Genomic DNA, 9,912 nt, shown 5'->3' on the forward strand with positions numbered 1-9,912 from the left:
ACGGAGCAGCGCCGAAGGGCGGCACCCCGCAAGTGGGGTGCCGCCCTTCGGCGTGTGACCGGTGGCGTGTGACCGGTGCGCCGGATCAGTAGGCGCTGTTGACGTTGTCGATCGATCCGTACCTCGCGGCTGCGTAGTTCGCGGCGGCGGTGAGGTTGGCGACCGGGTCGTAGATGTTCGTGGAGGTGCCGGTCACGTGGTACGCGGAGAACGTCGGCTGGATGACCTGGAGCAGGCCGATCGACGGGGTGCCGTTCTGCGCGTTGATGTCCCAGTTGTTGATGGCCTGCGGGTTACCGGCGGACTCGCGGATGATGTTGCGGTGCAGACCGTCGTACGAGCCGGGGATGCCCTTGGCCTGCATGATCGACAGCGCCTGGCGGATCCAGCCGTCGAGGGTGTTCGGGTAGCTGGCCGCGTTGACGGTCTTCGCCTTGGCGGCGGCCTTGGCCTTCGCGGCGGCCTCGGCCTTGGCCTTGACGGCGGCCTCGGTCTTCGCCTTCGCCTCGGCCTTCGCCTTGGCGGCAGCCTGGGCCTTCTCCTTGGCGACGGCCTTGGCCACGGCCTGCGCCTTGGCCTTCGAGGCGGCGTCGGCCTTGGTCTTCGCCTCGGCCTTCGCCCTGGCGGCATCTGCCTTCGCCTTGACCGCGGCGGCCTTGGCCTTGGCCGCGGCGTCCTTGGCGGCCTGCTCGGCGTGCGCCTGCTGCAGTTCGAGGCCGGTCTTCACGGTTGTGGTCTGCGAGGTGAAGGCCGCCGGGGCGGCGTCGATCGACTGGTGGGTCGTCTCGGCGGACGCGTTTCCGGGAACAAGGGTGAACGCGACGGCGGCGGCGCCGACGGCGGCCACACCACCGATCGAGTACTTGTGGGTCTTGGTCAGACGGCTGCGGCGGTGGCGGGAGGACATGTGGGCGTACCTCTTCGAATAGCGGAAGTCGCGAGCGCCTGGGGCGGCGGTACGCCCTGGTGGCGGCGACGGGAGCCATTCTTAGCGGCAGCAAAATCTTGTGGCAAAGGTGTGACGTACGACCCCGCTTAGTGGCGTGGGGTGCCGCCGGTAAGGCCGGACATCCACCGGTGCCCGGCCCAGGCAGCTCTTGAGGATCAACTAGCCTGCGTCGTAAGTGACGTGCGTCCTGTGTGGGGCGTCACAGCAGGCGGACAGGATTTTCACAGTACGTTGCTCAAGCAATCCGGAGTGTGAGTGTCCTCATCCGGAAGGATGAGGTGGACGTCCCTGAACTCGTGCCTGAGGTAGCGGGCCCGTACTACCTCCGCGTAGCTGCGGGTCAGCGCCCCACACCCGTCACGCCTCCTCCAGCAGAGCGGGCGCCGTGTACCGGCCGCTCGCCGGACGCTCGTCGAGCAACCGCAGGAACGCCGGGACCACACTCGACGGAGCGGGCCGCCCTCCTCCTCCCCGGGCGCGGCTGCCGCGTAGAGATCGGTCTCCATGTCGCCCGGGTCCACCGCCCGGACCCGCAGCCCCAGCGCCAGCTCGTCCAGCGCGCTTCCGCCCCGTGCGCCGTCCGCGAGCCGCAGCGGACCACGGCACTTCGACCTAGTCCCTGACCTAGTCCCCGCGTCCCGGTCAGGGCCGTCCACAGCCCGATACGGTCCGCCGCGCCCGCCGGTACGGTGAGGCCATGTCCCATCGACCCCGGTCCGGCCTCTCCGCGGTGAGTACCGCACTGCTCGCCATGAGCAGGCATCTGGAGGTCCACGACGTCCTCAAGACGATCGTCGCCTCGGCCCGCGAACTGCTGGACGCCGAGTACGCCGCCCTCGGCGTGCCCGACGACCACGGCGGCTTCGCCCAGTTCGTGGTCGACGGCATCAGCGACGCCCAGTGGAAAGCCATCGGCCCGCTCCCGCGCCAGCACGGCATCCTCGCCGCGATGCTGCACGACGAGAAGGCCCAGCGGCTGGACGACGTACGGCAGGACCCCCGCTTCGGCGGCTGGCCGTCCGCCCACCCGGACATGTCGGACTTCCTCGGGCTGCCCGTCCGGGACGGCGACGAGACGATCGCCGCGCTCTTCCTCGCCAACAAGAGGTGCCCCAGACCCACCGGCCGCTGCGGATTCACCGAGGACGACGAGGAACTTCTGACGATCCTCGCCCAGCACGCCGCGATCGCCCTCACCAACGCCCGCCTCTACGAGCGCAGCCGCGAACTCACCATCGTGGAGGAACGCTCCCGGCTGGCGCACGAGCTGCACGACGCCGTCAGCCAGAAGCTCTTCTCCCTGCGGCTGACGGCCCAGGCCGCGGCCACCCTGGTGGACCGGGACCCGGCCCGCGCCAAGGACGAACTGCAGCAGGTGGCCGCCCTCGCCGCGGAGGCAGCGGACGAACTGCGGGCCGCCGTGGTGGAGCTGCGCCCGGCAGCCCTCGACGAGGACGGTCTGGTCAACACCCTCCGTACGCACATCCAGGTCCTCGACCGCGCCCACGCCCCCCGTGTCACCTTCGGGAGCAGCCAGGTGCGGGCACTGCCCGCAGCCCAGGAAGAGGCGCTGCTGCGGGTGGCCCAGGAGGCGCTGCACAACGCGCTGCGCCACGCGGAGGCGGACCAGGTCGACGTCGTACTGAACCGGCGGGGGCAGGGCGCCGTCCTGCGGATCACCGACAACGGCCGCGGATTCGAGCCCAGGACGGTACGGCAGGCCGGCCGGCACCTCGGTCTCGTCTCGATGCGCGACCGGGCGAGCGGGGTCGGCGGCAGGCTCACGGTGGAATCGGCGCCCGGCGAGGGCACCACGATCGAGATGGAGGTGCCCGGTGGCTGACACCGAGCCCAGGCCGAAGCCGGCCATCAGGGTCCTGCTGGTCGACGACCACCAGGTGGTCCGCCGCGGGCTGCGTACCTTCCTGGAGATCCAGGACGACATCGAGGTCGTGGGTGAGGCGGGGGACGGCGCCGAGGGCGTGGCCCTCGCCGAGGAACTGCGCCCCGACGTCGTGCTGATGGACATCAAGATGCCGGGTACGGACGGCATCGAGGCGCTGCGCAAGCTCCGCGAGCTGGCCAACCCGGCCAGGGTGCTGGTGGTGACGAGCTTCACCGAGCAGCGCACCGTCGTCCCCGCCCTGCGCGCGGGCGCCTCGGGCTACGTCTACAAGGACGTCGATCCGGACGCCCTGGCCGGTGCCATCCGCTCCGTCCACGCGGGGCACGTCCTCCTCCAGCCCGAAGTCGCCGGGGTGCTGCTCTCCCAGGAACCGGGCGGCGGCCAGGGGAGGGGGACGACCCTGACGGAGCGCGAGCGGGAGGTGCTCGGCCTGATCGCCGACGGACGTTCCAACCGGGAGATCGCGCGGGCGCTGGTCCTCTCGGAGAAGACCGTCAAGACGCACGTGTCGAACATCCTGATGAAACTGGACCTCGCCGACCGCACCCAGGCGGCGCTCTGGGCCGTACGGCACGGCGCGGCGGGCTGAAGGGCCGTCGGGTCATCCGGGGCCGGACAGCCCGCGAGGCGGTCCGGCCCCGTCAGGCTGCTCCGGTCCCCGTCACTCCGCCCCGCCTCAGTTACGCCGCTCCCGCTCCTCCACGTACGCGTTGTACGCCGCGACCTGCGCCCGCCTGGCCACCCGCTCCACCGGCCGCAGCGCCGCTCCCCGCGCCGCCATCTCCGACGCGCTCACCGCGCCGCCGGGACCGTGTTCGTACCCCATCTCGACCAGCAGCCCGACCCGCTGCGCCAGCGTGAGCACCCGGACCGCGCGCGCCGGATAGCCCGGAGCCAGTACTTCGCCCGGCCCCCGTTCCGCCCGCGCCCGGTAGGCGTCGATGGCCGCCTCGGCAACCGGCCCCGAACCCGCCACGTCGAGACCCGAGAGCACCTTGGTCGCCTCCCGCAGCGCCTCCGCGAGCTCCCGCTCCGCCTCGCCCAAGGAGGGGACGTCGGCGGGCGGCGCGTCCCGCACGGCCAGACAGTGCCAGAGCACCTCCCGGTGCAGATCGCCCTCGGGCCCCGCCTCGTACACCTCGGGCACCAGCCCGAGCGGCACACCGAAGGCGACGACCGCCTCCTCCGCGTCCAGCGCCCGCGCATTGAATTCCGGCGGGCCGCTGAGCCCCAGCGGATGCCCCGGCGTGGGCATCGCCACCCGGAACCCGGTCGCGCCGAGCCCTCTCAGCCTGCCGAGCGCCAGCGTGAGCCCGACCGGCCCCGCCTCCCCGGGCAGCCCGTCGACCCGGTGCACCGCGTCCTCGCCCACGATGGCGAGTGCGGCGTCATCCGGCGAAACAATTCCGGCCAAAAGGGCATTTCCCCATGCGGCCAGCCGTCCTGAGCGTGGTTCCGTGAACATGCGTCCAGCCTAGGGACCGGCCCGAGGTGCCATGCCCCGTCCGGCCGGATTCCCTGGCCCGGGAGATCGACCGAATAGGCCCTAGGCACGGGGACACTTCTCAGGTGGCGTAAGTTTTCCCTGGGAGCTGCGCCCACAGGCGCACGCGCGAACCGAGACTGCATGGGGAGACAACGCGCTCATGAGCGATGTACTGGAGCTGCTGGACGTATCCGTGGTCCGCGACGGACGTGCTCTGGTGGACGACGTCTCCTGGGCGGTGAAGGAGGGGGAGCGCTGGGTCATCCTCGGTCCCAACGGCGCGGGCAAGACCACTCTCCTCAACATCGCGTCCAGCTACCTCTTCCCGACCAGCGGCACCGCGTCGATCCTCGGTGAGCAGCTCGGCAAGCCGGGCACCGACGTCTTCGAACTCCGCCCGCGCATCGGCATGGCCGGCGCGGCCATGGCGGAGAAGATGCCCAAGCGGCAGACCGTGCTCCAGGTGGTGCTCACCGCCGCCTACGGCATGACGGCCACCTGGAACGAGGACTACGAGGAGGTCGACGAGCAGCGCGCCCGCGCCTTCCTCGACCGCCTCGGCATGACCGAGTTCCTGGACCGCAAGTTCGGCACGCTCTCCGAGGGCGAACGCAAGCGCACCCTGATCGCCCGCGCGATGATGACCGACCCCGAACTGCTCCTCCTCGACGAGCCCGCCGCCGGTCTCGACCTCGGTGGCCGCGAGGACCTCGTACGCCGTCTCGGCCGGCTGGCCCAGGACCCGTACGCCCCCTCGATGGTCATGGTGACGCACCACGTCGAGGAGATCGCGCCCGGCTTCACCCACGTCCTGATGATCCGTCAGGGCAAGGTGCTCGCCGCCGGACCGATGGAGACCGAGCTGACGTCCCGCAACCTCTCCCTCTGCTTCGGGCTGCCGCTCGTCGTCGAACAGCGCGGCAACCGCTGGACGGCGCAGGGCCTTCCGCTCGGCTGACCGGTTCCCGCCCTTCTGCGCCCTGTCCCCGGAAGGGGCTGTCCACCTACCATGACCCCGTGGACATCGAGGCGTGGGTGTGGTGGCTGATCGGGGCAGCCGGGCTGGGAATCCCGTTGGTGATCACCGCCATGCCCGAATTCGGGATGCTGGCCGTCGGGGCGATCGCCGCATCGGGCGTCGCCGGCCTCGGCGGTGACCTGGTCGCGCAGGTACTGGTCTTCGTGATCGTCTCCGTCGCGCTCATCGCCGTCGTACGCCCGATCGCGAACCGGCACAGCTCCCAGCGGCCCGAACTGGCCACCGGGATCGATGCGTTGAAGGGCCGTCAGGCCGTCGTCCTGGAACGGGTCGACGGCAGCGGTGGCCGGATCAAGCTCGCCGGTGAGATCTGGTCGGCCCGGTCGCTCGACACCGACACCAGCTACGAACCAGGTCAGCAGGTGGACGTCGTAGAGATCGACGGAGCAACGGCCGTCGTCCTGTGACAGAACCTCACCCACGGCAGGCCGAGGTCTGCGAAACTCGATCATTGCCAACCGCCGGCTATCGAAGGACACGGGGAGCACGATGCCATCCGTCATCATCGTTCTGATCATTCTGGTGGTGCTGGTCTTCATCGCCCTGATCAAAACGATCCAGGTGATCCCACAGGCCAGCGCTGCCATCGTCGAACGGTTCGGCCGTTACACGCGCACGCTCAACGCCGGACTGAACATCGTCGTCCCGTTCATCGACTCGATCCGCAACCGGATCGACCTCCGCGAACAGGTCGTCCCCTTCCCGCCGCAGCCCGTGATCACCCAGGACAACCTGGTGGTCAACATCGACACCGTCATCTATTACCAGGTGACCGACGCCCGCGCCGCGACCTACGAAGTGGCCAGCTACATCCAGGCGATCGAGCAGCTCACCGTCACCACGCTCCGCAACATCATCGGTGGCATGGACCTGGAGCGGACGCTGACCTCCCGTGAGGAGATCAACGCGGCGCTGCGCGGCGTGCTCGACGAGGCGACCGGCAAGTGGGGCATCCGCGTCAACCGCGTCGAGCTCAAGGCGATCGAGCCGCCCACCTCCATCCAGGACTCGATGGAGAAGCAGATGCGCGCCGACCGTGACAAGCGCGCCGCGATCCTCCAGGCCGAAGGTGTCCGGCAGTCGGAGATCCTGCGGGCCGAAGGTGAGAAGCAGTCGGCGATCCTGCGGGCCGAGGGTGAGGCCAAGGCGTCGGCGCTGCGCGCGGAGGGCGAGGCCCAGGCCATCCGTACGGTCTTCGAGTCCATCCACGCGGGTGACGCGGACCAGAAGCTCCTCGCGTACCAGTACCTCCAGATGCTCCCGAAGATCGCCGAGGGCGACGCCAACAAGCTCTGGATCGTGCCCAGCGAGATCGGCGACGCGCTCAAGGGCCTCAGCGGAGCCTTCGGCAACCTCGGTGACAACGTCCCGGGCTTCAACACCGGCAAGGAGCAGGCGGCTCCGCCTGCTGCCCGCAAGCCCTCGGAGTAGCGAAGAGCCCGTCCCCCGGCCGGGGGACGGGCTCAACTGCTGTACGGCTACTGCCCGTACGGGAGCTCGTCTAGGCCGTCCGCGGAAGCCACTCCGGCAGCGCCCGGCGCTCACCGGCACCGAGAGCGAGCAGCATCGCGTCGGCGGGGGTCGGTACGAACGGCCCGCGCAGCAGCGGCATCCCTGCCTGGTCCGGCGTACGGGCCGCTTTGCGGTGGTTGTCCTCGGCGCAGGAGGCAACCGTATTCAGCCAGGTGTCCTGACCGCCCTGGGCACGCGGCACCACGTGGTCGACGGTGGTGGCCCGCCGACCGCAGTACGCGCACCGGTGCTGGTCCCGGATCAGCACCCCCCGTCTCGACCACGGTGCCTGTCTTCGGAACGGCACCCGTACGTAACGGCAGAGCCTGATCACCCGGGGCACCGGAAGCTCGACAGCCGCCGCTCGCACCCGGAGTCCTGGATGGGCCTGCTCCACGACGGCCTTGTCCTGGAGCACGAGCACCACGGCGCGGTTCAGCGTCACCGTCGACAGCGGCTCGAAGCTCGCGTTCAGTACCAGCGTGTCCCGCATGGTGCCCACCTCCATCAGCGGGCCCGCCCCCTGGCGGGCCGGAATCAACTCTGGCCGGGCACGCCACGATGGACAACGCAATAAAAAAGGCCCTGCCCTGATCTCTCCAAGACCGGGGCAGGGCAAACTAACGGCGGACTTCAGCTCTCCGCGGGACCGGTGTACTCGGCGACGAGCTGCGCACGCGCCAGTGTGTGGAACCGCAGATTGAATCCGACGACCGCGGGGGAGGCGTCGGCGTCGATACCCAGCCGCTCGGTGTCCACCGCGTACACGGTGAAGACGTAACGGTGGTTCTCACCGGCCGGCGGCGCGGCGCCCCCGAACTCCTTCGTCCCGTAGTCGTTGCGCGCCTGGACCGCGCCTGCGGGCAGCCCGTCGAACGCACCACTGCCCGCGCCCGCGGGCAACCCGGTCACCGAGGCCGGGATGTCGAACAGCGACCAGTGCCAGAACCCGCTGCCCGTGGGCGCGTCCGGATCGAAGCAGGTCACGGCGAAGCTCCTGGTCTCCGGCGGGAATCCCTCCCACCGCAGCTGCGGCGAGGTGTTCCCCGCCGCGTACACCTGGGCGTCCTTCAATACCGATCCCGGCGCGATGTCCTCGCTCACCACGGTGAACGAGGGCACCGGCGGGTGAAAATCATGGGGAAGCGGCGGCTTGCTGAGCCCGGTCACAACGGCACCTCCTGCATCGGCTGTCCAGTTCCTTCCCCGACCCTAGAGGCTGCCCCGCACCCCTCGGAGCAGGACCCTAGAGCCAGTTGCGCCTGCCGCCGACATCGGCCAGCCACTGGTGCAGGTACCCGGCCCAGTCCGTCTCCCCGAAATCACGAAGCCCCACCTGGAACGCCCGGTAGGAATCGCCGCGCTCGCCGAAGAGGCCCGGCTTCTTGTCCATCTCCAGGATGACGTCCATCTCCCGGTCGTCCGCGACGAAGGTCAGCTCCACCTGATCCAGCCCGCGGTACTCCTCCGGCGGGCAGAACTCGATCTCCTGGTAGAAGGGGAGTTTCTGCCGGGTGCCCCTGATGTGGCCGCGCTCCAGATCCGCGCTCAGGAACCGGAACCCGAGCCGGCCGAAGGCGTCGAGGATCGCCTGCTGGGCGGGGAGCGGATGCACCTGGATGGGGTCCAGGTCACCGGAGTCCACCGCCCGCGCGATCTCCAGCTCGGTGGTCACACCGAGGTGCATGCCGTCCAACGGCCGGCCGCCGATGCTGGAAATCGGTGTCTCCCAGGGGATCTCCAGTCCGAACGGCACCACGTGCACCGCTCCCGCCTCCACCTCCAGTTCCCCACCGAGGCGTAGCTGGGTGAACTCGATGTCCTGCTTGACCTCGTGGTCGCCGCCCTCGATCTCCACCCGGCCCTGGATTCCGACGGAGAGGCCCTCCACCCGCTGGGCCACGGATCCGCCGTGGATGCGTATCTCGCCCTGGACCACCCCGCCGGGCACGACGTTCGCCTCGGCCAGCACGGTCTCGACCGAAGCACCACCGGCCCCCATGCTGGCAAGCAGCCTCTTGAACCCCATACCCACTCCTTCTCGAACCTGGGCCCGCGCCTCCGGGCCCGTACCTCTGGGCCCGTACTTCCGGGTCCGTACTTCCGGGCCATCCGTACGGGCATACGGCCGACAGTGGGGAACCGTTCCCCACTACGCTCGGACGCCATGATCGTCACCCCGGACCGTAATCCGTTGCCGCGAGACTTCTTCGAGCGCCCGGTACTGGAGGTGGCCCCGGATCTCCTGGGACGCACCCTGGTCCGCCGCACGCCGGACGGACCCATGGAACTCCGGCTCACCGAGGTGGAGGCGTACGCAGGGGAGGCGGACCCGGGATCGCACGCCTACCGCGGCCGTACTCCCCGCAACGAAGTCATGTTCGGCCCGCCCGGCCATGTGTACGTCTACTTCACGTACGGGATGTGGCACTGCCTCAATCTGGTGTGCGGCCCCGAGGGGACGGCGAGCGGTGTTCTGCTCCGCGGGGGAGAGGTGACGGTGGGCGCCGAACTGGCCCGCGAACGCCGGATCTCGGCCCGGCACGACAAAGAACTGGCCAAAGGTCCGGCCCGGCTGGCCACCGGACTCGACATCGACCGCTCGCTCAACGGCGCGGACGTCTGCGTCTCCGGGGACGTCCCGCTCTCGATGCTCACCGGCATCCCACCCCACCCCGACCTGGTGCGCAGCGGTCCGCGCACCGGGGTGGGCGGGGACGGGGCCCACCAGCCGTGGCGCTTCTGGATCGACGGCGATCCCACGGTCAGTCCGTACCGGGCGCACGTCCCCAGGAAGAGGCGAACTTGACTCGACCTGTACGGCCGCCTAACGTAGTCCGAGCCGCTTGACACGGGCACTGTTGTCGGAACGGTCCTTCGGACCCGACCTGAGCAGCCCGGAGCGGCCAACCACTACCTACGATCCACCCTCACGGGTTTGATTTTCGGCATGCCGGAAATCGAATCCAAGGCCCGATTATGAGCCTCCGGGGAAATCGGCTAAAGTAGTGAACACGCCG

General features: G+C 69.8%; 11 protein-coding genes and 1 pseudogene. 6 read left to right on the forward strand and 6 right to left on the reverse strand.

Annotated features, from left to right (window positions below; all coding sequences use genetic code 11):
- Window positions 1–85: 85 nt before the first annotated feature.
- Window positions 86–907: a transglycosylase SLT domain-containing protein gene (locus NBY69_RS26285; protein WP_250304037.1), complete on the reverse strand. Its 822-nt coding sequence runs from the start codon at window positions 905–907 to the stop codon at window positions 86–88.
- A gap of 399 nt (window positions 908–1,306) precedes the next feature.
- Window positions 1,307–1,500 (reverse strand): annotated as a pseudogene (locus NBY69_RS26295) (short-chain dehydrogenase); the annotation flags it as partial.
- A 146-nt stretch (window positions 1,501–1,646) separates the two neighbouring features.
- Between NBY69_RS26295 and NBY69_RS26300 the strand changes: the two are divergent.
- Together NBY69_RS26300 and NBY69_RS26305 are read left to right on the forward strand one after the other, a co-directional pair.
- A complete protein-coding gene (locus tag NBY69_RS26300) occupies window positions 1,647–2,792 on the forward strand; it encodes a GAF domain-containing sensor histidine kinase (protein ID WP_250304038.1) in 1,146 nt (381 codons plus the stop codon).
- Window positions 2,785–3,444, forward strand: a complete 660-nt coding sequence (locus tag NBY69_RS26305; RefSeq protein ID WP_250304039.1) for a response regulator transcription factor — start codon at window positions 2,785–2,787, stop codon at window positions 3,442–3,444. Before NBY69_RS26300 ends, NBY69_RS26305 begins: the two co-directional genes overlap by 8 nt.
- An 87-nt stretch (window positions 3,445–3,531) precedes the next feature.
- Here the strand turns inward: NBY69_RS26305 and NBY69_RS26310 are convergent, their stop codons facing one another.
- A complete protein-coding gene (locus NBY69_RS26310; protein ID WP_250304040.1) occupies window positions 3,532–4,320 on the reverse strand; it encodes a hypothetical protein in 789 nt (262 codons plus the stop codon).
- 181 nt (window positions 4,321–4,501) lie between these two features.
- Between NBY69_RS26310 and NBY69_RS26315 the strand changes: the two genes are divergently transcribed.
- The 3 genes from NBY69_RS26315 (at window position 4,502) to NBY69_RS26325 (ending at window position 6,811) form a co-directional block, all read left to right on the forward strand.
- On the forward strand, window positions 4,502–5,299 hold the full coding sequence (locus tag NBY69_RS26315) for an ABC transporter ATP-binding protein (protein ID WP_250304041.1): 798 nt from the start codon (window positions 4,502–4,504) through the stop codon (window positions 5,297–5,299).
- 59 nt (window positions 5,300–5,358) lie between these two features.
- Complete coding sequence (locus NBY69_RS26320) at window positions 5,359–5,787, forward strand: NfeD family protein (protein ID WP_250304042.1); 429 nt, start codon at window positions 5,359–5,361, stop codon at window positions 5,785–5,787.
- An 82-nt stretch (window positions 5,788–5,869) separates the two neighbouring features.
- Window positions 5,870–6,811: an SPFH domain-containing protein gene (locus tag NBY69_RS26325; protein WP_250304044.1), complete on the forward strand. Its 942-nt coding sequence runs from the start codon at window positions 5,870–5,872 to the stop codon at window positions 6,809–6,811.
- 70 nt (window positions 6,812–6,881) lie between these two features.
- On the opposite strand, the gene NBY69_RS26330 is transcribed toward NBY69_RS26325, so the two are convergent.
- From NBY69_RS26330 to NBY69_RS26340, 3 genes are all read right to left on the reverse strand, one after another.
- A complete protein-coding gene (locus tag NBY69_RS26330; protein WP_250304045.1) occupies window positions 6,882–7,385 on the reverse strand; it encodes an HNH endonuclease in 504 nt (167 codons plus the stop codon).
- A gap of 140 nt (window positions 7,386–7,525) precedes the next feature.
- On the reverse strand, window positions 7,526–8,062 hold the full coding sequence (locus tag NBY69_RS26335; RefSeq protein ID WP_250304047.1) for a YbhB/YbcL family Raf kinase inhibitor-like protein: 537 nt from the start codon (window positions 8,060–8,062) through the stop codon (window positions 7,526–7,528).
- Between the two features lie 76 nt (window positions 8,063–8,138).
- Complete coding sequence (locus NBY69_RS26340) at window positions 8,139–8,921, reverse strand: sporulation protein (RefSeq protein ID WP_250304050.1); 783 nt, start codon at window positions 8,919–8,921, stop codon at window positions 8,139–8,141.
- A 138-nt stretch (window positions 8,922–9,059) separates the two neighbouring features.
- Between NBY69_RS26340 and NBY69_RS26345 the strand changes: the two genes are divergently transcribed.
- Complete coding sequence (locus NBY69_RS26345; protein ID WP_250304051.1) at window positions 9,060–9,701, forward strand: DNA-3-methyladenine glycosylase; 642 nt, start codon at window positions 9,060–9,062, stop codon at window positions 9,699–9,701.
- The last annotated feature ends 211 nt before the right edge of the window (window positions 9,702–9,912 follow it).

It is taken from the genome of Streptomyces sp. A 4/2 (genome assembly GCF_940670765.1).
Classification (GTDB): Bacteria; Actinomycetota; Actinomycetes; order Streptomycetales; family Streptomycetaceae; genus Streptomyces.